This window comes from Hominenteromicrobium mulieris (assembly GCF_046197855.1).
Taxonomy (GTDB): domain Bacteria; phylum Bacillota; class Clostridia; order Oscillospirales; family Acutalibacteraceae; genus Hominenteromicrobium; species Hominenteromicrobium mulieris.
On the sequence record NZ_CP173188.1, the window covers coordinates 1025966 to 1048493 of the forward strand.

Annotated in this window: 17 protein-coding genes and 1 tRNA gene; 10 read left to right on the plus strand and 8 right to left on the minus strand. The window is 51.6% G+C overall.

Annotation, left to right across the window (positions count from 1 at the left end; translation table 11 throughout):
- The first annotated feature begins 7 nt into the window (after positions 1-7).
- The gene (locus ACI0CA_RS04955; protein WP_446806508.1) at positions 8-640 is read left to right on the plus strand and encodes an ABC transporter ATP-binding protein; all 633 of its coding nucleotides are present in this window, start codon (positions 8-10) and stop codon (positions 638-640) included.
- A 161-nt stretch (positions 641-801) separates the two neighbouring features.
- Here ACI0CA_RS04955 and ACI0CA_RS04960 read toward each other — a convergent pair whose 3' ends face one another.
- Genes ACI0CA_RS04960 through ACI0CA_RS04970 form a run of 3 tightly spaced genes read right to left on the minus strand, consistent with a single transcriptional unit; the run spans position 802 to position 2051 of the window.
- Positions 802-1254: a hypothetical protein gene (locus tag ACI0CA_RS04960; protein ID WP_418523655.1), complete on the minus strand. Its 453-nt coding sequence runs from the start codon at positions 1252-1254 to the stop codon at positions 802-804.
- A 16-nt stretch (positions 1255-1270) separates the two neighbouring features.
- Complete coding sequence (locus ACI0CA_RS04965; protein WP_446806507.1) at positions 1271-1699, minus strand: DUF6120 family protein; 429 nt, start codon at positions 1697-1699, stop codon at positions 1271-1273.
- 16 nt (positions 1700-1715) lie between these two features.
- Complete coding sequence (locus ACI0CA_RS04970) at positions 1716-2051, minus strand: PadR family transcriptional regulator (protein WP_308450099.1); 336 nt, start codon at positions 2049-2051, stop codon at positions 1716-1718.
- A gap of 172 nt (positions 2052-2223) precedes the next feature.
- Between ACI0CA_RS04970 and ACI0CA_RS04975 the strand changes: the two genes are divergently transcribed.
- Positions 2224-2487, plus strand: coding sequence for a hypothetical protein (locus ACI0CA_RS04975; protein WP_308450100.1), 264 nt, complete (start codon positions 2224-2226; stop codon positions 2485-2487).
- Positions 2488-3558: 1071 nt separating this feature from the next.
- Here the strand turns inward: ACI0CA_RS04975 and ACI0CA_RS04980 are convergent.
- Positions 3559-3635, minus strand: a tRNA-Val gene (locus ACI0CA_RS04980).
- A gap of 353 nt (positions 3636-3988) precedes the next feature.
- On the opposite strand from ACI0CA_RS04980, the gene ACI0CA_RS04985 reads away from it, so the two are divergent.
- The 6 genes from ACI0CA_RS04985 to ACI0CA_RS05010 all read left to right on the plus strand — a co-directional run bounded on the left by ACI0CA_RS04985 (position 3989) and on the right by ACI0CA_RS05010 (position 11819).
- Positions 3989-5251 carry a glycosyltransferase family 2 protein gene (locus ACI0CA_RS04985; RefSeq protein WP_446806506.1) on the plus strand — a complete coding sequence of 421 codons (1263 nt, stop codon included), beginning with the start codon at positions 3989-3991 and terminating at the stop codon, positions 5249-5251.
- 162 nt (positions 5252-5413) lie between these two features.
- Positions 5414-9181: a phosphoribosylformylglycinamidine synthase gene (locus tag ACI0CA_RS04990; RefSeq protein WP_446806505.1), complete on the plus strand. Its 3768-nt coding sequence runs from the start codon at positions 5414-5416 to the stop codon at positions 9179-9181.
- Between the two features lie 32 nt (positions 9182-9213).
- Positions 9214-10458, plus strand: a complete 1245-nt coding sequence (gene alr, locus ACI0CA_RS04995) for an alanine racemase (RefSeq protein WP_412357990.1) — start codon at positions 9214-9216, stop codon at positions 10456-10458.
- A gap of 77 nt (positions 10459-10535) precedes the next feature.
- On the plus strand, positions 10536-10964 hold the full coding sequence (locus tag ACI0CA_RS05000; RefSeq protein WP_308450104.1) for a hypothetical protein: 429 nt from the start codon (positions 10536-10538) through the stop codon (positions 10962-10964).
- 214 nt (positions 10965-11178) lie between these two features.
- Positions 11179-11607, plus strand: coding sequence for a GNAT family N-acetyltransferase (locus ACI0CA_RS05005; RefSeq protein ID WP_308450105.1), 429 nt, complete (start codon positions 11179-11181; stop codon positions 11605-11607).
- Positions 11608-11630: 23 nt separating this feature from the next.
- Positions 11631-11819: a hypothetical protein gene (locus ACI0CA_RS05010; RefSeq protein WP_412357991.1), complete on the plus strand. Its 189-nt coding sequence runs from the start codon at positions 11631-11633 to the stop codon at positions 11817-11819.
- Between the two features lie 64 nt (positions 11820-11883).
- Here the strand turns inward: ACI0CA_RS05010 and ACI0CA_RS05015 are convergent, their stop codons facing one another.
- The 3 genes from ACI0CA_RS05015 to secA form a co-directional block, all read right to left on the minus strand.
- Positions 11884-12360 (minus strand): hypothetical protein, encoded by a 477-nt coding sequence (locus ACI0CA_RS05015; RefSeq protein ID WP_308449649.1) that lies wholly within the window; start codon positions 12358-12360, stop codon positions 11884-11886.
- Between the two features lie 200 nt (positions 12361-12560).
- Positions 12561-13190 (minus strand): GNAT family N-acetyltransferase, encoded by a 630-nt coding sequence (locus tag ACI0CA_RS05020; protein WP_308449650.1) that lies wholly within the window; start codon positions 13188-13190, stop codon positions 12561-12563.
- Between the two features lie 15 nt (positions 13191-13205).
- A complete protein-coding gene (gene secA, locus ACI0CA_RS05025; protein ID WP_446806504.1) occupies positions 13206-15953 on the minus strand; it encodes a preprotein translocase subunit SecA in 2748 nt (915 codons plus the stop codon).
- A 406-nt stretch (positions 15954-16359) separates the two neighbouring features.
- Here secA and ACI0CA_RS05030 point away from each other — a divergent pair, with 406 nt between their 5' ends.
- Both ACI0CA_RS05030 and ACI0CA_RS05035 read left to right on the plus strand, forming a co-directional pair.
- Positions 16360-17805 carry an NCS2 family permease gene (locus tag ACI0CA_RS05030; protein WP_308449652.1) on the plus strand — a complete coding sequence of 482 codons (1446 nt, stop codon included), beginning with the start codon at positions 16360-16362 and terminating at the stop codon, positions 17803-17805.
- A 144-nt stretch (positions 17806-17949) separates the two neighbouring features.
- Positions 17950-19125: a nucleotidyltransferase domain-containing protein gene (locus ACI0CA_RS05035; protein WP_308449653.1), complete on the plus strand. Its 1176-nt coding sequence runs from the start codon at positions 17950-17952 to the stop codon at positions 19123-19125.
- Positions 19126-19175: 50 nt separating this feature from the next.
- On the opposite strand, the gene ACI0CA_RS05040 is transcribed toward ACI0CA_RS05035, so the two are convergent.
- On the minus strand, positions 19176-22253 hold the full coding sequence (locus ACI0CA_RS05040) for an alpha-mannosidase (RefSeq protein WP_308449654.1): 3078 nt from the start codon (positions 22251-22253) through the stop codon (positions 19176-19178).
- Positions 22254-22528 lie beyond the last annotated feature (275 nt).

The window sequence follows — 22528 nt, forward strand, 5'->3', positions numbered from 1 at the left end:
AGTCTATATGGAAACTTGTATTGAAGTACAAAACGTGGTGAAGCGTTTTCGTGACCAAGTGGTTTTGAAGAACGTATCGATCTCGTTTGAAAAGGGGCAGATACACGGCATTGTAGGGCGCAACGGCTCCGGCAAAACGGTGCTTTTTAAGTGCATCTGCGGTCTGATGCACCCGGAGGAGGGGGTGATCCGCGTGAACGGCAAGCGCGTGGGGCGCGACGTGGACATGCCGGAGGACATTGGAGCCATCATTGAAGCGCCGGGCTTTCTGCCGAATTACAGCGGGTACAAGAATCTGCGCTTTTTGGCAAACATACGGCGGAAGATTGGCAAGGCGGAGATTTTGAACGTATTAAAAACGGTAGGGCTTGACCCTGAAAGCCGCAAGCATGTGGGAAAATACTCGCTCGGCATGCGGCAGCGCCTTGGTATTGCGCAGGCAATCATGGAAGACCCTGAGATTCTCATTTTGGACGAGCCGATGAACGGGCTGGACAACGCCGGTGTGCAGGATATACGGGCACTGCTGTTGGAGCTCAAGGCACAAGGGAAGACGATTTTGCTCGCGAGCCACAACCACGAGGACATCGCGGCACTGTGCGACACGGTGCACGAGATGGACGGCGGGGTGCTGGAATAATAAAGGCTACAAGATAAAACCTGCCTGTTTTAGAATAGGCAGGTTTTTGTTGTAATCTTTGCGTGTTTATAGATATGAGAATGTTAAAAAAGAAAGGCGGCTGTTTCCAACTGAAAGTAGCCGCCTTTAATATGGGATTTGAGTGAAACCTTGTACGCAAATTAAGAAATGTTACCGTATTTATCGCAGGTAATGCTTACAGAAAGAGAAAGTGTTTTTCCCAAATAAGAAACTTTGCCTGTGCCATATACCGTTGCACCGGAATGAGAAGATGTTTTTGATACAAAGGATGCGGAGTTTGCATAAATTGGTACAGAAATACTCTGACTTGTAGCAGAACAACTTACATTGTACGTATAATTAAAGTTACCAGTCAACGAAACTGCAAAAACCGCTGTATTGCTTGCCGTATAATAGGTGGATTTTTTTGTATACGATCTTGCTGTTCGTGCAACTGCAGGTGTTACTTCTAACTCCGTCACGATATAACTGCCGTCTTCAAGGTATTCGACTGTTTGCATGTTCTGCGATGCTGTTTCTGATGCAGATACACAGAAAGGTACAATACCAAGTAAAAGTGTTAAACAGCAGATAATTGTTAATATACGTTTCATTTTTTTGCCTCTTTCCTTAATAAACTCTCGTGCCTTCCGGCTCTGGAGGTGGCGTTCCTTCTACACTTTCGTAAATTATTGTTTTGATATATCCGTCTGATAATTCTTGCTCGTGCCAGTTATCAAACAGAATATATCCCAAAACGCACACAAGAGCAAATACAACTGTGGCGATTACAAAAACGCGCACAGCTTTTCGGTGCTTAAATGTTCGTTTTACTTCATTGTACGGTTCAGTGCTCAGAAAATTTTCGGCTATGCTTTGTGGTGTGCCGAAATGTTTTTCTAAGTCATTTTCGGTCAGCGTAGTTGTTGTGCTATCAGCAAAATCTTCCATGTCATTTTGCAGTCGCTGCAAAAACTGCTTTTTCTTCTTTTTGTCACACGTCATTTCTTTGTCTATTCGACGCAAATAGTCGTGGACAACATATACGGTTTCGCTCATCCCATATCCCCCCAATTTAAGAATCAAGAATGTTATGAATTCCTTGCTGAACGGTTTCGTAATCCTTTTTTAAAGATGCTAACCGTTCACGCCCGGCATTTTCGATATGATAAATCACACGCATACGGGAGCGCCCCGTGCTCATGCGTGTTACGATCTCCTGACCGGTGATGTACCCATCGTCTGCCAAGCGATACAGAAGCGGATAAAATGACCCCTCCTGCACTGTGATTAAACCTTTGCTTCGCTCTTTGATCTTCTGCACAAGCTGATAGCCGTATGTGTCTTCTTCACACAGCAAAAACAACGTGAGCATTTCGATTGAGCCTTTTTTCATGGTATCGACAGCCATAGTGGAGATACCTCCTGTCAAGTAATAGATTACAGTAAAACGATTTATAAGTCAATACCTATTTTAAATAATTTATTTGACAAATAAAAATTGAAATGCTATTATGATATTGGATTAATCTCATTGAAAGAACGAAGAAATTGTAATTTTACTTGATTGGAGATGAGTTATAGTGCTTAAGGAAGAATTGTATCAACAATATTTGCAATGGAAAAAAGAAAAAATCGCGTGGTCAATAGAAGAAATATTTGGGTTTCCGAAAGTTGATTGCGATGTATACGAAAATGAAGATGTTTTAGTTAGTCGCCTTTTTTATGTTATTCCCGATATTTTTGAAGTAAAGTTACGCGTGTTCATTTTTTACGAAGAAAACACCTTTCTTAAGACAAAAGGCGATGACTTAAAATTGATCCACAGTGAACTAAAAATACAATAGTTGATGCATAAAGGAAAACCGGCAATGTTGCCGGTTTTTTCTGTGTGAATGTAAAACTTGCCAGATAAAAGAATTTCTGGTAGAATTTTAAAGGACCGTGATAGCGGTTCGGGTGCTGCCATAACGGTGGACGGTTCAGCCCTCAGATACACTTCGGTGTACCGTGTGAGGGAACATTTCTTGAATATGAAAAAATCCCTCAATCCAACACGGAGAGAGGGATGACGCTTATGAAGCTCGAGCTGAACTTTAGCGATTTGTGCCAGTTGGCACTTGTCGTTATTGCGTTGATCGAACTGTTTCGTGATCGTAAACATAAAAAGAGATGAGCCGCCCTGCCCAAGGTCTCGGCTCATTTCTTTAAGCTGAACTGAGGGCTAACCGTTCATCGGCAGCACTCTTTCTATTTCTAATTATAAACGCTTCTGAAGTTTTGTCAAGCGCAAAAACCGGCAATGTTGCCGGTTTTTGTTAGACGAGAGAAAAGGCGGGGCGGGTTACGTAATGAGCAAAACCGCGACACCTTGTTGAAAAATGCAGAAAAAATCTTATTTTGCGTTGACGAGCAGGGAAAGAAGTGCTATACTTTTAAATAGAAATAAAGAAAACGTCCGCTACGGACGTTTCTCGGTCGATAAACGATCTGGTAAATCGTTTATCGATTCCAGATGTACGACCATCTGAAAACTTCACGAAAAGACGCCGATAGGACGTTTTTTACAAGAGGGGTGCTTCATGTCTAACACGTTAGTTAGATTATAGCACAAGCCAAACGATATTTCAAGGCTTTTCAGATGCTTGTCTGGAGAGCCTTTTTTATTTCTAATTTCGCACCTTGAAAAACGAATGAACCCGCAAACGAGAATACCCGGCGCAAATCAGTGTGCATTTGCACGCCTCTGCAATGGGAAATACTTGGTATACAGGATTGGACAAACCTAATCTGCCTCAGGAACGGCGTTTGAGAACGGGTCGCTAAAATCAGGATTATTAAAACGAAATACTTTGTTTTAATCGATACGCACAACCGAAACGTAAGTAACAGTTGTGCGTATACATTAGAACAAAATATGGTGGGCGCTAACGGACTTGAACCGCTGACCCCCTGCACGTCAAGCAGGTGCTCTAGCCAGCTGAGCTAAGCGCCCAATTTTCTGTTGCTCGATTATTATATAGCAAGTCCCCGAAAAATGCAAGTCTTTTTTGCGAAAAAGTTAAAATTAATTTTCCTTTCGTGAATATCACGAAAAAGTGCGTAAAATTTGGTGCACTGTTCGCAGAAATTTAAGGTTTCTTACAAAACTCATAAGAATTGCACATTTCTATTGTTTATTCCTTTTCCATGCCGTATAATGAAAATACTGAAAACTGTGAATAGAATGTGAATGAAAGCGGATGGCGGTTGCGCATTGCGCTTTGAATACGAAGATTTAGACAGAATTGGAAATCTGAAAACAGACGATGACGTTGGTCCTGCACCAAGGCCAGAAAAGGAGAAACCATGAAAACACTGTCATATGTGAATTTTATCATTTCTATTTTATTTATGGCTTGCTACGCGTACCAGGCGGTCTACCTTGTGGCGGCGCTTTTAAAAAAGCAGAAAGTCTTCAAAGCGAAGAAGCGGCACCGCTACGGTGTGCTGATTGCCGCGCGTAACGAGGAAGCCGTCATTGCGCAGCTCATCCGCAGTGTGCGCGCACAGAAGTATCCCGAGGAGCTTATCGATATTTTTGTCGTAGCGGATAACTGCACGGACAACACCGCGCAGGCGGCGCGTGAAGCCGGGGCGGTCGTTTATGAGCGCCACAATACGTATGCCGTGGGCAAGGGCTATGCGTTGCGTTTCTTATTAGAAAACATTTTTAAGAATTTTGGCGAATATGCCTACGACGGTTTTTTCGTCTTTGACGCGGACAATATTCTGGATGAGAATTTTATCTCCGAGATGAATAATGTTTTTGACAACGGCTACAAGGTTGTCACGTCCTACCGCAACTCGAAAAACTTTGGCGACAACTGGATCAGCGCGGGCTACTCCATTTTCTTCCTGCGCGAAGCGACGCAGCTCAATCGCGCCCGTATGATGTTCGGTACCAGCAGCTGCGTTTCCGGCACCGGCTTTTTGTTCAGCAGCGAGATTGCACGCGAAAACGGTGGTTGGAAGCATTTCCTGCTGACGGAGGACTTTGAGTTCACCGTGGACCGCATTTTAAAGGACGACACGGTCGGTTACTGCGAAAACGCCATTATTTATGACGAGCAGCCCACGCGGCTTGGACAGTCTTTTACGCAACGTGCCCGCTGGATTAAGGGCTATTTGCAGGTTTTCAGCCGATACGGCTTCAAAATGCTGAAAAAAACCGTTGTGGATGGCAGTTTTGCCTGCTTCGATATGATTATGAACAACATTCCGTGCCTTGTCTTGACCTGCGTTTCAATCGTGTTTAACGCGATTATGGTCGCGGCGGGCATTGTGACGCGCACGCCGGATATGGGCGTTTGTGTGCTTTCCGTGTGCAGCGGCATTTTCGGTTCTATACTGACGCTGTGGTTCGTCGGCGGTATCACGTGCATCACGCAGAGAAAGCGCATCCGTGCATCGAAAAAAGCGATGTTCTTCGGTTGGCTGTTGTTCCCGCTGTTTATATTCACCTATGCGATTGCAATGGTTTACGCGGTGTTTACGAACATTGAATGGAAGCCCATTCAGCACAAAGTGGCGCTTAGTGTGGAAGACCTGAATGACACTACCAAAAAATAGCACAAAATTGCACTCAAAAACAGGGCGTGATTTGCTATAATCTATATTTGCTTATAAACGGCACCTGTGATAAAATAGTAAGAGATTACTTTGTCACAAGTGCCGTTTTTTGCGGCAGTACAAATCCTGATTTTTCCCCAGAAGAAAGGAATGGTCACAAACATGGTCACACGCGTATTTGTGGAGAAAAGAAAGGGATTCGATGTTGAAGCACGCCACATGATGGCGGATCTTCGTCAGAATCTCGGCCTCAAGGCTATTGAGGACCTGCGTATTTTGAACCGCTATGATGTTTCCGGTCTTTCCGGCGAGGAGTTCGAGGCGGCAGCCCGCACGATCCTTTCTGAGCCGAATGTGGACAACGTGTACGACGAAAACTACAAGATCAGCAGCGAATATCACGTCTTCGCAACGGAGTTTTTGCCCGGTCAGTACGACCAGCGTGCGGATTCCGCTTCCCAGTGCGTACAGCTCTTGACGCAGGGCGAGCGCCCGCAGGTCGCTTATGCAAAAGTGATCGCCGTTAAGGGCGACCTTTCCGAAGAGGAAATGGAGAAGATTAAGAACTATATCGTGAACCCGGTCGAATCCCGTTTGGCATCGATGGAAAAGCCGGAGACGCTTGACATGAAGATCGACGTGCCGGCAGACGTTAAGCGCGTCACGGGCATGATCTCCTGGAGCGACGAGAAGCTTAGAGAATATTACGGCACCATGGGCTTTGCCATGACGTTTGAAGACCTCGCGTTCTGCCGCGATTATTTCCGCGACGAAGAGCACCGTGACCCGAGCGTGACGGAGCTGCGCGTGATTGATACCTACTGGAGCGACCACTGCCGCCACACCACATTCCTTACGCGTCTCAACAACATCGAGATCGAAAAGGGCAAACTGAGCGGCACCATCGAAAAGGCACTCGGCGAGTATTTTGCAGCCCGCGAAGAGCTGTATAAGGGCAAAGACAAGCCCGTTTCTCTCATGGACATGGCGGTCATCGGCGCGAAATACCTCAAAAAGCACGGCATGGTAGACGATCTGGACGAAAGCGACGAGATCAACGCCTGTTCCATTGAAGTGCCGGTCACGATCGACGGCAAGACCGAGCAGTGGCTCGTGCAGTTCAAGAATGAGACCCACAACCACCCGACGGAGATTGAGCCGTTCGGCGGCGCGGCAACATGCCTTGGCGGCGCGATCCGCGACCCGCTTTCCGGCAGAGCGTATGTTTATCAGGCAATGCGCGTTACCGGCAGCGGCGACCCGACTGTTCCGTTTAAGGATACGATGAAGGGTAAGCTGCCCACAAGAAAGATTACCACCGGCGCTGCGGCGGGCTATTCCTCCTACGGCAACCAGATCGGCCTTGCGACCGGTCAGGTCACGGAGCTTTATGACCCCGGTTATGTTGCAAAGCGCATGGAGATCGGCGCGGTCATCGGCGCATCTCCGAAAGCGAACGTCAAGCGCTTCGAGCCGAAGCCCGGCGATATCATTGTGCTGCTCGGCGGCGCAACGGGCCGTGACGGCTGCGGCGGCGCAACGGGTTCCTCCAAGGCGCATACGCTCGAATCCATCGAGGTTTGCGGCGCAGAGGTGCAGAAGGGCAACCCGCCGACCGAACGCAAAATTCAGCGTCTGTTCCGTGACCCGGAGGTTTCCACGCTCATCAAGCGCTGCAACGACTTCGGCGCGGGCGGCGTGTGCGTCGCCATCGGCGAGCTTGCACCGGGCCTTGAGATTGATTTGAACAAAGTCCCGAAGAAGTACGAGGGCCTCGACGGCACCGAGCTTGCGATTTCCGAATCGCAGGAGCGTATGGCAGTCGTGCTCGACCCGAAGGATGTGGAGAAATTCCGCGCCAAGGCGCAGGAGGAAAACCTCGACGCGCAGGTCGTGGCCATCGTCACCGAAGAGCCGAGACTCAAGATGGAGTGGCGCGGCGACCGCGTAGTCGACCTGAGCCGTGCATTCCTCGATACGAACGGTGTGACCCAGAACGCAGACGCGTTCATCACCGCACCGGATGAAACGAAAAACTACCGCAACGCCGTACCGGCTTGCCTTGAAAATAAATCGCTGGACGAGGCGTTCGCAGAGAACCTCTCCCGCCTCGAGGTCTGCGGCCAGAAGGGCCTTTCCGAGCGTTTCGATGCTTCCATCGGCGCAGGCACCGTTTTGATGCCGTTTGCCGGTAAGTATCAGCTGACGCCGGAAGACGCCATGGTTGCGAAGATTCCGCTGCTCACGGGTGAGACCGATGACGCCACCGCTATGGCTTACGGCTATATTCCGGGTATTGCACGCTTCTCGCCGTTCCACGGCGCAGCGTACGCCGTTGTGGAGAGCCTCTCGAAGCTCGCAGCTGTCGGCGCAGATCCGATGAAGTCCCGTTTGACGTTCCAGGAGTACTTCGAGCGCCTGCACGATAAGCCGGAGCGCTGGGGCAAGCCTGCCGCAGCCCTGCTCGGCGCGCTTACCGCGCAGCTGAACCTCGGTCTGCCGTCCATCGGCGGCAAGGACAGTATGTCCGGCTCCTTTGAAGACCTCGATGTCCCGCCGACGCTTGTCAGCTTTGCGGTGACGATGACGAAGGCCAGCAAGACGATCTCCGGCGCGTTCAAGAACGCCGGCAACTACGCCGTACTGCTGCCGATTCCGGAGGACAAGGAAACCGAGCTCCCGAACTGGGAAGCTTTGAAGGCGTACTACAAGAACGTGCTTGCAAAAATCGCGGACGGCTCTGTTCTTTCCGCACACGTCGTCAAGGAAGGCGGCGCGGCTGCTGCCGTTGCGAAGATGGCGTTCGGCAACAAGCTCGGCTTCAAGTTCGAGAAGACTGCCGAAAACGCAGAGCTGCTTTTTGCCCCGAAGGCCGGCGCACTCGTCGTGGAAGTTCCGGCAGATGCGCTTGAGAGCGTCAAGAATACATTCGACGCTGTTGTGCTCGGCACCGTTACCGATACGGCAAAGATTGAGCTGAACGGCAAAGCACTCGACTTGGACGACCTCATTGAGACCTGGAACGGCAAGCTCGAAAAAATCTTCGCGAATAAAGCGGAGACCGTCGCCGTAGAATATGATGTGCCGCTCGATAACCACAAGTACACCGGCTCCCCGGTCATCCGCGTCGCAAAGCCGAAGGTATTTATCCCGGTATTCCCGGGCACCAACTGCGAGATCGACACGAAGCGTGCGTTTGAAAAGGCGGGCGCAGAGACCGAGATCCTTGTTGTGCAGAACCTCTGCGCAAAGGACATCGAATACACCATCGACCGCATGGAAAAGGCAATCCGCTCCTCCCAGATCATCATGATCCCGGGCGGATTCTCCGGCGGCGACGAGCCGGAGGGCTCCGGCAAGTTCATCGCGACAACGTTCCGCAATCCGAAGATTGCACAGGCGGTCACGGACTTGCTCGACATGCGCGACGGTCTTGTGCTCGGCATCTGCAACGGCTTCCAGGCGCTCATCAAGCTCGGTCTTGTCACCTACGGCAAGATCGTGGACCTCAAGGACGACGACCCGACCTTGACGTTTAACACGCTCGGCCGCCACGTTTCCCGCATGGTCTACACGCGCGTGACAAACACGAAGTCTCCGTGGCTCTCCGGCGTCAACGCAGGTGATGTCTTCGCCATCCCGGTCTCCCACGGTGAGGGCCGCTTTGTAGCGGATGACGCAGCGCTGAAAAAGCTCATCGAAAACGGCCAGATTGCCACGCAGTACACCACGCCGTGCGGCAAGGTGAGCGGCGACATCACATGGAACCCGAACGGCTCCGTGTGCGGCATTGAGGGCATCACAAGCCCGGACGGCCGCGTCTTCGGCAAGATGGGCCACAGCGAACGCAAGGGCGAAAACCTCTACTTTAACGTGCCGGGCGAAAAGGATCAGCAGATCTTTGAGAGCGGCGTGCGTTACTTCAAGTAATAAAAGGCAGAAACGCCTTATAAAATTCCGGTATGCGCGGGCAAAATGCTGCCCGCGCAGCCGCGTATAAGGACAATTTGGTTATGGACATTTTACAGAAAAGAACATGGGCGCAGATCGACCTCGACGCGGCGGCGCACAATTTTAAGGAAATTCGCCGCTATGTCGGCAACCGGTCGATGGTCTGCTGTGTGATTAAGGCGGATGCCTACGGGCACGGCGCGGTGCGCATGGCAGAGGAATACGAAGCCCTCGGCGCAGACTGGCTGGCGCTTTCCAACATTGAGGAAGCCTTGCAGGTGCGTCGTGCGGGCATCAAGCTGCCGCTGCTCGTGCTGGGCTATACCCCGGCGGAAGCCGCAGACGTGCTTGCCGAAAACGACATTGCGCAGTGCGCGTATTCTGCAGAATACTGCGCGGCGCTCTCCGAAAACGCCGTAAAAAGCGGCGTTAAGGTGAAGATTCACGTCAAGGTTGATACCGGCATGAGCCGCCTCGGATTCTATTTTCAGGACATTGAGCGCGACAAAGAGGCCGTAAGCGTTGTGGCAGAAGCGTGCCGCCGCCCGGGGCTTATCCCGGAGGGCATCTTCACGCATTTTGCCGTGGCAGATGGTGGCGAGAATGGCAAGGCATTTACCTTGAAGCAGTTCTCGTGCTTTATGGCGCTCATCGCGGAGCTTGAAAAGCAGGGCGTCACGTTTAAAATTCACCACTGCGCGAACAGCGGTGCAATCCTCGATTACCCCGAGATGCACCTCGATATGGTGCGTGCGGGCGTGATTTTATACGGCATGGAACCGTCGCTCTGCGTGGAGCATCACGCGGATTTCCGCCCGGTGCTCAGCCTGCACTCCGTCATTTCGCACGTGAAGGAGATTGAGCCCGGATCGGACATCAGTTACGACCGCACATTCACCGCAAAGGAACGCATGCGCGTCGCGACCATTCCGGTCGGCTACGCGGACGGCTACTCCCGCAGGCTTTCGAACCGCGGCAGTGTGCTCATTCACGGCACGCGCTGCCCGATTTTAGGTAAAGTCTGCATGGACCAGTGCATGGTGGATGTTTCCGCCGTGCCGCAGGCGAAGGTAGGGGACACCGTAACGCTCATCGGCCGCGACGGCGAGGATGAGATCACCGCGGCGGAAATTGCCGGCATCATGGAGACAATCCACTATGAAGTGGTGTGCGACATCTCAAAGCGCGTCACACGCGTCTACCTGAAAAACGGCAAAGAAGTCAGTGTTCTGGACTGTATTTTGGACAAATATTGATTGTAAAGCAGCGGCTTTTGGCTCCGTTCAGCCGGGTCGCTGCTTTAAATTTATAGTGATTTGGAAGGGTGAAAGTGATGAAAAAACTTTTAAAGCTGCGCGATGAAATGAAAGAGGATTTGCTGCACGCAGACGGCTCTGTGGAAGACGGCACGAAAATGACCTACGGCCAGGGCTTTTTGCTGTATGCGTTCTCCGAGTACGTCCGCGCAACGGGTAGCGAAGAAGCACGCAGATATGCCGATATGACGTATGATTACATCGAAAACGAGTGCAAAGAGGGCAACTATTACCTTGAAAACGCACGCGGCACGGGCAGCAGCAACGGCGCCATTACAGAGGCGGGCAACCTTTCCATGAACACGCATATCCACATTCTGGAGCCGCTGCCGGGCGAAGTTTCGTTCGGCCATGACATTGAGGGCTCCTGGCTGTTGACGGAAGCTGCCGAAGTGCTCGGAAAGTACGGCGCAGATAAACCAAAGAACAAATGGATGATGTATTAGCCGCTTTGCATCGTGACTATAATCCAAAAGACCCGATGTATGTAGGAATACTATACGGATTACTTTAAGAGCGAAGAAGAACAAGAGGACACAGAGGAAGAATAAGAACATACCCGCTCCCACCAAGAAGTATAATAACACTTGAAGTCTATTAGAAAATCCCTTATAATGAGCGTAGAAAGAATTAGACAAACTTAAATTTGTGGAGGTTGTTATGGTAAGAACAGCAACTATAAATGATGCAGAGCAATTAAACATCTTAAATGTTGAATTTAATGGTGAGAGCGACACAAGCATAGACAATATTAGAAATTCCCTTATGAATAATAAACAGGAAGTTGTTATCGTTGCTGATGAAGATGATATGTTAGTTGGATTTGTTTGTGTTCAGCTTAAAAAATCGTTCTGCTATGATGAATATATGCCTGAAATTACAGAAGTGTATGTTAAACCAGCATACAGAAAAAGAGGCTTAGCGAGTGAGATGATTACTTTTGCAGAGGCTTATTGTAGTAAGAATTATCCACTTGACAAATATGAACTTCTAACAGGACAAGAAAATCTTGTTGCACAAACTGTATATAATAAACTTGGATATGTAGATGATAATGAACTTCATTTATCAAAACAAGTGAGAAAATAAATACAGCCTAATTTGTCGAACAGTTGCTTTTTACAAGCAACTGTTCTTTTTGTTACCTAGAAAACCACTCGCTGGGCGAGTGGTTTGCAAGCGGCAAAAATTCCCCGGACGAGGAAAATTCGCACCTGCTGTGCGGCCCGTGGAAGTGCCCGTACCACAATGCCAGAGCCGCGTTTGAAATTTACGAGCGCTGCGAGGCACTGGAAAAGTAAACAGCAACAGCAAAGCCCTGCCGAGAAAATTCCCGGTAGGGCTTTTGTCATGCTTAAGTTAAATTTAATCGAACCCGTAGTTTTCCACACCCGAAAGCTCGGAGTGCGTTTTGGCATAGCTCTGCGCGGCGGTGCAAAAATCCTCCCAAGTTTTCTCCGGCGCACCGGGGGAAAGCGGATGCAGGCGCAAATTGCTGTCCTCACGCACGGCGGCATAAGCGTAATCACTGTAAATCAAAATGCCCGTCACATTGTCGAGCGGGTCGTAGCTTCGCGGCAACTCGTAAATGGTCTCCGTATCCGTCATTTCGAGCACCTCAAGGTCAAATACGTGCCTGTACTGCCCGGTGACGTACAGAGCGCTGAGGTCGGTGAACCCGTTTTCAAGAAAAACAGGGGAGTCGCCGTCAAAATAGAGCCGCAGCACGGAAACGTCGCCCTCTGTGCCGCCGAATTCGAGTGCGGGCACATTGACCTTGTGCGCTGCGCAGCCGGAAAGCAAGAGCAAAATACTGAGGAAAAAAACAGAGCGCTTATTCATACGTTGAAATCACACCTTTTTTATTTTTCAATAAAATATTAACATTTTAAAATTTATGCGTCAATAATAATTGTTGAAATTTTCAAGAAAAATGATGCGAACTTGAATTATTAACAAAACTAATAAGAATTTACAATGTGTACTCAATTTTAAGAATACAAAACGGCCGCTCTCCGAATACTCGAAAAGCGGTCGCTTGCTTATTTATTCAGTAATTCGTCAACCTCGACGGGTTCCAGCTCTTTTAATGCCGGGTGGTCGGTCAGCGTTTTCAGCATGCGCCAGCCGAAGTAATTTTCTTCCAAATTCTCCGGCACGGGACGGAAGCCGAAATCAAGATACAGTTTTGCGGCGACCCATGTGGTCGTCTGGGTGGGCACGAACAGCTCTTTGTAGCCGAGTGCCTGCAGGCGGTGCAGCGTATGGGCGATGAGCGGTCGGGAAAGCCCCTTGCCTTGCGCATCACGCCGCACGGAAACCCAGTGCAGCCAGCCGCCGGGCAGCTTTTCATCGAAAAACGCCGTTGCGGTCGCGACTTTCTTGCCATTCGGGTCGACGATGAAGAACATTCTGTCGGGCAGAACGTCTTCGTGTTTGCCGTAGTAGCGCTGCCATGCGTCCACGCCTTCCTCGAAGGTCGAAAACTCTTTTGCAGATTTTTCGATCTCGATCCACGTATCGCGGTCGCCGGGGGCATAGGTCGTGAACGAATACCCCGCGGGCAGATCGTAATGTGGAATTTCCGTTTCCGCCGGCATGGTCATGAACAGGTGGTAGTACTTCAAACGGCTGTCGTGGTTATCTAAATGTAAAGAAGCTAAGTCTTTCATAAGCTTAATGATAAATCAGGATTCATTTCTGCCGCAGCATTTCTTGTATTTTTTGCCGCTGCCGCACGGGCACGGGTCGTTTCTGCCGGGCTTTTTGCCGTTGTTGCGCACAGGCTGCTTGACGGCCGGCGTATCGGAGGACGTTGTGCCAGTCTCCTTGGCGACGGCTTCACGCTTCGGTGCTTCCGGCGTCTTCAGGCGCACAGTCAGAATCATGCGGGCGGTGTTTTCGCGGATCGTGTCGATCATCGCGTCAAACATGTCAAAGCCCTCTTCGCGGTATGCAATGACCGGGTCTTGCTGGCCGTAGGCGCGCAGACGGATACCCTTCTGGAGCTCATCCATCGCATCAATGTGATCCATCCACTGCGTATCGACGTTCTTCAGCAGCACCACGCGCTCCACTTCACGCATGATCGGCGGGGTGAACGCCTTTTCACGCAGGTCGTAAAGCTTGTGTGCACGCTCCTTGAGAAAATCGATGACCGTTTGCTGCTCGAGATCCTCAAACGCCTGACCCTCATAGTGCAGCTCATCCGGATTGACCATCCAGCCGAGGTAGTGGTCGCGCAGACCGCGGAGATCCCAGTCGTCGTGCAGGGTGTTCTCCGGCAAGAAGCGCTTGACGTTCGCTTCGATGGCCTGATCGATCATGGACATAATCTGCGGCTTCACGTTGTCGCCGTTCAGCACACGGTCACGCTGCTCATAGATGATCTCGCGCTGGCGGTTCATCACGTCGTCATACTGCAGAACGTTCTTGCGAATGGCAAAGTTTCTGCCCTCGACCTTCTTCTGTGCGTTTTCGATGGTGTTGGAGAGGATGGATGCTTCGATCGGCATGTCCTCGTCCACATTCAGGCGGTCCATAATGGTTTGGATGCGGTCGCCGCCGAACAGACGCATGAGGTCGTCTTCAAGAGAGATGTAGAAGCGGCTCTTACCGGGATCGCCCTGACGGCCCGCACGGCCGCGCAGCTGGTTATCGATACGGCGAGATTCGTGGCGCTCCGTGCCGATGATGTACAGGCCGCCGAGCTTGCGAACTTCCTCTGCCTCCGGCGCAATCTCCGCTTTGTATTTTTTGTTGAGCTCCGCAAATGTCTTGCGGGCATTCAAAATCTCTTCATCGTCCGTGTAGCCGTAGGCGGAAGCCTCGCCGATGAGCTCCTCGGAGAACTGCATGCGGCGCATTTCGGCACGCGCCATGAACTCTGCGTTACCGCCGAGCAGAATATCCGTACCACGGCCGGCCATGTTCGTTGCGATGGTCACGGCGCCCTTACGGCCTGCCTGTGCGACGATTTCGGCTTCTTTTTCATGGTACTTTGCGTTCAGCACTTCGTGCTTGATGCCGCGGCGCTTCAGCATGGCGCTGAGCTGCTCGGATTTTTCAATCGTGATGGTACCGACCAGCACCGGCTGGCCTTTTTCGTGGTGCTCGATGATGTCGTTGATAACGGCATTGAACTTGCCCTTTTCGGTCTTGTAAACAACGTCCGGGCAGTCTTCACGAATCATCGGCTTGTTTGTCGGAATCTCTACAACGTCCAGTTTGTAAATTTCGCTGAACTCGGATTCCTCGGTCATGGCCGTGCCGGTCATGCCGGAGAGCTTGTTGTAAAGACGGAAGAAATTCTGGAACGTGATGGTTGCAAGCGTTTTGCTTTCGCGCGCGATTTTCACGCCTTCCTTCGCTTCAATGGCCTGGTGCAGACCTTCGTTGTAGCGTCTGCCGTACATCAGACGGCCGGTGAATTCATCAACGATGATAACTTCGCCGTCGCGCACGACGTAATCAATATCGCGCTGCATGATGCCGTTCGCCTTGATCGCCTGATTGATGTGGTGCTGAATGGTGATGTTGTCCGGGTCCGTGAGGTTTTCCAAGCTGAAGAACTGCTCGGCTTTTTTTACGCCGCGCTTGGTGAGCGTTGCGGTCTTCTGCTTTTCGTTGATGATATAATCGTAATCCTCGTAGATCTCGTCATTGTCTTCCTTTTCGTTCGTCTCCGCCACGCGGATGGGGCGCAGCGTTTTGGCAAAGCGGTCGGCGACGTTGTAAAGCTCCGTGGACTGCTCGCCCTGGCCGGAAATGATGAGCGGGGTACGCGCCTCATCGATGAGGATGGAGTCCACCTCGTCCACGATGGCGAAGTTATGGCCGCGCTGCACCTTGCGCTCCTTGTAGGTGACCATGTTGTCACGCAGGTAGTCAAAGCCGATCTCATTGTTTGTTGCGTATGTGATGTCGCAGGCGTAGGCTTTTTTCTTTTCGTCCGGCTCCATGCCGGGAATGGCAAGGCCTACGGTGAGGCCGAGGTAGTTGAACACACGCGCCATCATTTCGCCCTGATATTTTGCAAGGTAATCGTTGACGGTGACGATGTGCACACCCTTGCCGCTTAAAGCGTTGAGGTACGCCGGGAGGGCGGCGGTGAACGTCTTGCCTTCGCCGGTCTTCATCTCGGCGATGCGACCCTGATGCAAAATGATGCCGCCGATAATCTGTACCGGGAACGGCTTGATGGAGAGCACGCGCCACATAGCTTCGCGGCACGTTGCAAACGCTTCGGGCAGGATGTCGTCAAGGGAAGAGCCAAGGGAGAGGCGCTCTTTCAACACGACGGTCTGGCCCTTCAGCTCCTCATCTGTCATTTTTGTGTATTTGTCATCGAGCGCGAGCACCGCTTGCTTAAGCGGTTCAATGCGCTTTAATTCTTTCTTGCTGTAGCTGCCGAACAGCTTTGTGAGTAGGTTCATGGTTCGGGAACACTTTCCTTTCTTTCGCGCGGATTCCCCGCGCGCGGCATATAAATCAGTATAGCATGGAACAGCATAAAAAAGCAAGCGATAGGGGCATATTCATGAAAACTTTATAGGTGATCAAAAAGAAGCGCATTTTAAAACGCAAAAACGGCAGTGCAATTCGAGAAAAACAGCAAAATACAGGATAGCCTTAGCCGAAATGCACAAAAAACTCTTTTTTTCCAAATCATAAACAGCTTATGAACAAAATGTGACTTTTTATTCGGTTTTCTCTTGATTTTCGCAAAATTAGAGGCTATACTATAGGTAACAATTCCTGTTTTTCCGATGTGTGCAAACCATAACTGGTCAAAAAAACGAAGAACAGGAAATTCTTTAATTTATAGGAGAGTGAACATCCTTGGACAAATTCTTCAAAATTTCCGAGCGTGGCTCGAACGTCCGCACAGAGATCATTGCCGGTCTCACGACGTTCTTCGCGATGGCTTACATCGTAGTCACGAACCCGAACCAGATTGTTAGCTTCAACCATCTGGCTCCGGATGCCGACCCGGCCTTCCAGCAGATTTGGAACGCTGTGTATGTCGCATCCATTCTGGCAGCAATCATCGGTACGCTGCTGATGGCTCTGTATGCGAAGATGCCGTTTGCACAGGCTTGCGGCATGGGTCTGAACTCCTTCTTCTTCGTATCCTTCATTCTGCCGGAAATCATCTCCGGCGGCGACGTCATCAAGGGCTACCATGCAGGCCTCGTCATCATTCTGGTTTCCGGTATTGTCTTCCTGCTGTTCTCTGTCACGGGTCTCCGCGTCAAGGTTGCAAAGGCTCTTCCGGACTGCCTCAAGAAAGCAATCCCGGCCGGTATCGGTCTGTTCATCGCTTTCCTCGGCTTCCAGAATGTCGGCATCATCCAGACTAACCAGTACACGCTCGTTCAGTTCGTCGATATCCACGGCGCACTGAAGGCAGGCGCATTCTTTGCGGATGTTGAAGGTGCAAAGGCATTTATGCCGGCTATCCTCGCATTCCTCGGTCTGCTCGCCATTGCAATTCTTGAAAAGCACAACGTCAAGGGCGGCGTGCTTATCAGCATCGCAGGCATTTCCGTTCTGTACTATCTTCTTTCCGGCACGACCCCGACCTTCGACATGAGCCAGATCGGCCAGACCTTTAAGGATTTCGGCTCCATCGGCATCACCGGTGTGTTCCAGGCTGACGCTTGGAAGCGTGCGTTCACAGGCTCTGAGCTCGGCGGCATCTTCTCCGCAATCATGCTCATCGTTACGTTCTGCCTCGTCGATATGTTCGACACCATCGGCACCCTGTACGGCACCGCTTCTCAGGCAAACATGCTGGACAAGAACGGCGATCCGATCAACGTTAACCAGTGCATGACCAGCGACTCCGTTGCAACGGTTGCGGGCGCTGTTTGCGGTACTTCCACCTGCACCACGTTCGTTGAGTCCGCTGCTGGCGTTGGCGCCGGCGGCAGAACCGGCCTTACGAGCCTTGTTGTTGCAATTTGCTTCGCGGTTTGCCTGTTCCTCAGCCCGGTCGCTTCTCTTGTTCCGACCTGCGCTACGGCTCCGGCACTCATCTATGTCGGCGTTCTGATGATGAAGGGCTTCGCAAAGGTCGATATGTCCGACCTGCGCAGCGCGGTTCCGGCGTTCCTCGCTCTCATCATGATGCCGCTGACCTACTCTATCTCCAACGGTATCGGTATCGGCGCGATCGCTTATGTGCTCATCACGCTCTTCACCGGTAAGTACAAGAAGAACGACATCGGTATCACCATTATCGCTGCGCTCTTCGTCATTAAGTTTGTCTTTGTTACGATGTAATTCGTACATAAAACGAACTTTAGCTTGAGATAACATAAGAGGCGCTCGCTTGTGATTTTTCACGGCGGGTGCCTTTTTTCGTTTTATTGCGCGGTTTTGTCCTGCTATACTTTGGGCATATCGAAAGAGTAAAAGGAGCAGGCGATGAAACAGGCGGATAGTTTGCTTTTAAACGCGTTGAAAGCAGCGATACATAACGAAAAAGCGGCGCTCGGTGTGCTGCCGCAGGAAACACAGACGGAGCTTTTGCGCCAGGCGGTGCGCCACGGCGTGCTGCCGCTTGTTCTTGATGCGTGCGGCAAGGCACTGAAAGCTGCGCGTCAAATGGCGTTTTGCCAAACGGCAGAGCAGATTTTGAAAACGCAGGTATTTTTACAGCTTTACAGCAAGCTGCGCGAAATGAAATTGCATCCGCTCGTGCTGAAAGGCCCGGTGTGCGCTGCGCTGTACCCGAAGCCGGAGTTGCGGCTGTTCTCGGATGTCGATTTACTGGCGGTTTCGGGTGAATTTGACCGCACACGCAATGCCTTATTGCGGCTCGGCTGCCGCACAGCAGGGGAGAGTGTCGATCCGCTTGAACAGACATTTTACCTGCCCGGCAGTCCGCTCGTTTTAGAACTGCACGGCGCGGCGTTCCCGGAAAACGATGCGTACGGGCACATGAAAGCCTTTTTTGCGCATGAAAGGCTGCGCACGGAAACCGTTTCCGTGCAGGGCGAAGAAATTTATACGCTCGGCGCGAACGAGACGTTTTTGTACCTTTTGTGCCACAGCTTAAAGCACTTTCTGCACGGCGGGTGCGGCATCCGCGCGGTGTGTGATTTGCTGTTGTTTGCCGAAAAGCATGAAAAGGAGCTTGACAAACTGTATTTGCGCCGCTGCTGCGAAAAGCTTTCGGCACTCGAATTTTTGACGGCGCTCTTTGAAATCGGCGAGAAATATCTCGGCTTTGAGAAAACGGAAAGCTTAGCGCTGCTTCGTGTGCACCCTGCGCCGGATGAAACTGCGCTTTTAGAGGATATTTTGGCAGGCGGCGTGCACGGTGCGGCAGAAAAGAGCCGCTTGCACAGTGCGAACATGACGCTGCACGCGGCGGCTGTGCAGAATACAGGAAAACGCGAGCGCTTTTCCGTACTGCGTGCGGCGTTCCCCTCTGCAAAAGCGCTGCATTGCGCGCCGCATAGCTTGCCTGCCGCATGGGGAAGGCGTCTTATACGCTACGGTAAGGAAAACATTCAAAACCGTACGAGTCTTAGAAAAAGTGTCGAGATCGGCAAGCGGCGTGTGGCGCTCCTCAAAACATATCACCTCATAAAATAAGCCGGCGGCTGCGCCCAGCTCGGGTACAGCCGCCGGTGCTTTATTTTTGATTAACGGATGCGGAACGTCTTGATCTCATACGGCTTGATGGTGAATTTGAATGTACCGCCTTCGACCGGGACATCCGTGAGCGCATTCTCCTGCAAGTCACACTCCGTAACGGAAGCGATGGGGCGGTTCCAATGCAGTTTTGTCGTTGTGCGGGCGTTTTCACATTCGTACAGACGCACGATCACGCCGTCGCCGTCTTCCGCCTGCTTGACGGTTTCCAAAATGACGTTTTTGGCGTCCACACTCGCGAGAGAGTACGCTTCGCCTGCTATGCCGCCTGCGGTGGCGCGCACAGGCTGATTCAGGAAGTACGCCTGCGCTACGGTCTCCGCGCTGCGCCATGTTTCGGCGTGTGGGTAGAGCGCGTAGGTGAATACGTGCATCTCCTGATCGGCGACAGGGTTCGGCTCTGTGCCGGATTTGATGAGCGTCAACGCCATTTCGCCGTTGTGCACGGAGTGACCGTATTTGCAGTCGTTTAACAGGCTGATGCCGTAGTGACCCTCGGAAACATCGATCCACTTTTGGCCGCAGCTCTCAAAGCGTGCCTGATCCCAGCTCGTGTTCTGATGTGTTTTGCGCGTCACGTTGCCGAACTGAATCTCAAATGTTGCTTCGTCCGTGTGTACGTCCATCGGGAAGTGGGCTTTCAGGAGGTGCTGGTGCTCTTTCCAGTCGACCGTCGTCTCAAAGTCGATGCGCGGGCACGCGGCGTAGAAGTGAATTTTCTGGCAGATGACCGAACGGCTGACCTTGCGCTCAATCTCGAGAGTTGCGCGCACGGGGCCGCGTTCCGTCCATTCCATGCGCTGCACGTCGGTGACGTCCCAGAATTTCTCCGTATAGTAGCAGTCGATGTCCCAGTTGTCGTAGTGCATCGGCTTGTCCTCGTACATGCGCATCAGGTTCGCATATTTGCCGGGCTGCACGGTCTCGCGGTCGTTTTTGCGGTCATAAAGGCGCGTGATGAGCCCGCTTTCATCAAATTCAACCGTGTAGAACGGCGTCGTGATCGTGCTGCCGTCAATGTGCAGCGTGTTTTCAAAGCTGCCTGCTTCGACCGGCGCAAAGCACTTGTAGCCCTTCGGCGGCAAGTCGGGCAGGAACGCCACAGCACCGTTTTCGGTCTGCTGCACGGGATAAGTATTTTTGCCGTCGGAAAGTGCATTTGCGGTGCAATTTTCAAGTACAACGATATCGCTGCGCGTTTTACCCGTCGTATTGAACACCGTGATGCCTTCTCCCTGCGGCGCAAGCACCTGCATGCGGTCGGCAGAAAGCGCAGAGATCGTCTCCGCCATCGCATCGTATTCCTTTTTCGTCTGCTCGTAGACCTCGTGAATGGCGGTGCCGGGCAGAATATCATGGAATTGATTCAAAAGCGTATTTTTCCACAAGCTGTCGAGCGCTTCCACGGGGTAGGGGAGCTGCGGTGCTGCCAGTACGCTCAAAAGCTCCAAGTCCATGAGTCCCAGCTCTGTTTTGCGGTTGCCGCGCTTGTTGCGCGCCATGGAGGTGTACGTGCCGCGGTGATACTCGAGGTAGAGCTCGCCCTCCCACGTGGGCAGACGGTTGCTGTCTTTTACGCGCTCGTTCAGCTCGTCAAAATATTGCCGCGCGAAGACCTGCCGCACCTTCGGGATGCCCAAAACGCCTTTTTCCATGCGTTTGCTCGTCTCCAGCATATCGCGGGTCGGGCCGCCGCCGCCGTCACCGTAGCCGTAAGCGATGAGAATATCGTTGTTGATGTCTTTGTTTTGGTAGCGTTCCCAGCCGCCCATAATGGCATCCGGGTGCAGCATGCCGTTGTAGGTGGTGAAGAAGTTCTGCACGTTTTGGCCGATGCTGAGCGTGGTGATGAAATGCGTCAGCACTTCGCTGCCGTCAATGCCGCGCCACTCAAATGTATCGAACGGCACTTCGTTGAACTGGTTCCACGAAAGCTTCGTCGTCATAAAGTAATCGATGCCGCTCTTTTTCATGATCTGCGGCAGCGCGCCGGAGTAGCCGAACACATCCGGCAGCCACAAAATGCGGTTATCCACGCCGAATTCCTCGCGGAAGAAGCGCTTGCCGTGAATGAACTGGCGCACAAGGCTTTCGCCGCTCGTCAGGTTGCAGTCGGCTTCCAGCCACATGCCGCCCTCCGGCTCCCAACGCTTTTCCTTCACGCGCTCTTTCAGGCGCGCATACAGCTCCGGATAACGCTCTTTTAAGAAATAATAAAGCTGCGGCTGACTGGACATGAAGTGATAATTCGGGTATTCATCCATAAGCTTCAAAACCGTTGCAAAGCTGCGCGCGGTCTTTTCACGCGTCTGGGCGACCGTCCACAGCCATGCCACGTCGATGTGCGTGTGGCCGATGCAGCTCGCAATCACGTCGTCGTGTCCCGCAAGGTCGGTGTAGACCGCTTTTTTTAGATATGCGGAAGCCGCGCGCACGGAAGCGTAAAATTCCTCGCTGTATGGCGTGCGCAGGTCGAGCAGGTTTATGCCTTCGTTCAGCGCGTTTTCCAGCAGCATGCGGTTTCGGTCTTCCTTTTCCATGCGCGAAAACGCCTCGACCGGCACTTTCAAGTCATAATACAGCGCTTCAATCTCCGGGTCAATCTCCTGAATTTCCATAAAGAGATTGAATTCGTTGTGGATGGTGCCGGTGTACGCTTGCAAGTCGAACACAAGCTTTTCGCCGGAAATCGCTTTCGGGGAAAGCAGCACGTCACGGTGATTCATGTCCATGCCCTGCACGGGCACGTTGTTCACAAACAGCAAAAACTGCGGGTTTTTGCCGTCGTCCCCTTCGATCTGCGTGCGCACATTCAGCCACATTGCCTTGCCGTTAAGCGCTTTCGGCACGGTGAATTCCGTGCGGAACCAATAGTGCTCGTCCGGGCCGTACCAGTGCATGGTGCGGCTGTCAAACGACGTCCACGGCGGCGTAGCGGCATCTGCTGCTTCGGGGCGGATATACGTGCCCTTTTTGCAGATAAGGTCGGTCAGCGGAATGCGCTGCACGATGCGCAGACGGTAAAGCTCATCACAAATGCGCTCCACACGTTTAGCGAGATACCTCATAGTTGCAACTCCTTTTCTATAGCGGTTTGGGGTTTCGTAAAGACTGGCGCTTTGACTTGATTTTAGCATAATAAGGCACAGGAAACAAGATAAAATGCACAGATTCTTTCGGCTTTTTACACATTGGAATTGCCTTTACGCACACGTCGCGTCGAAAATGCAGAAAAACAAGTTATTTATGCACAGAACATAAAAAATAATTGAAAATCAGTGGAAAGTACGCTATACTAAATCTATAAATCAGAGCGTATTTTGAGAAAAGCAACGGTGGCTCA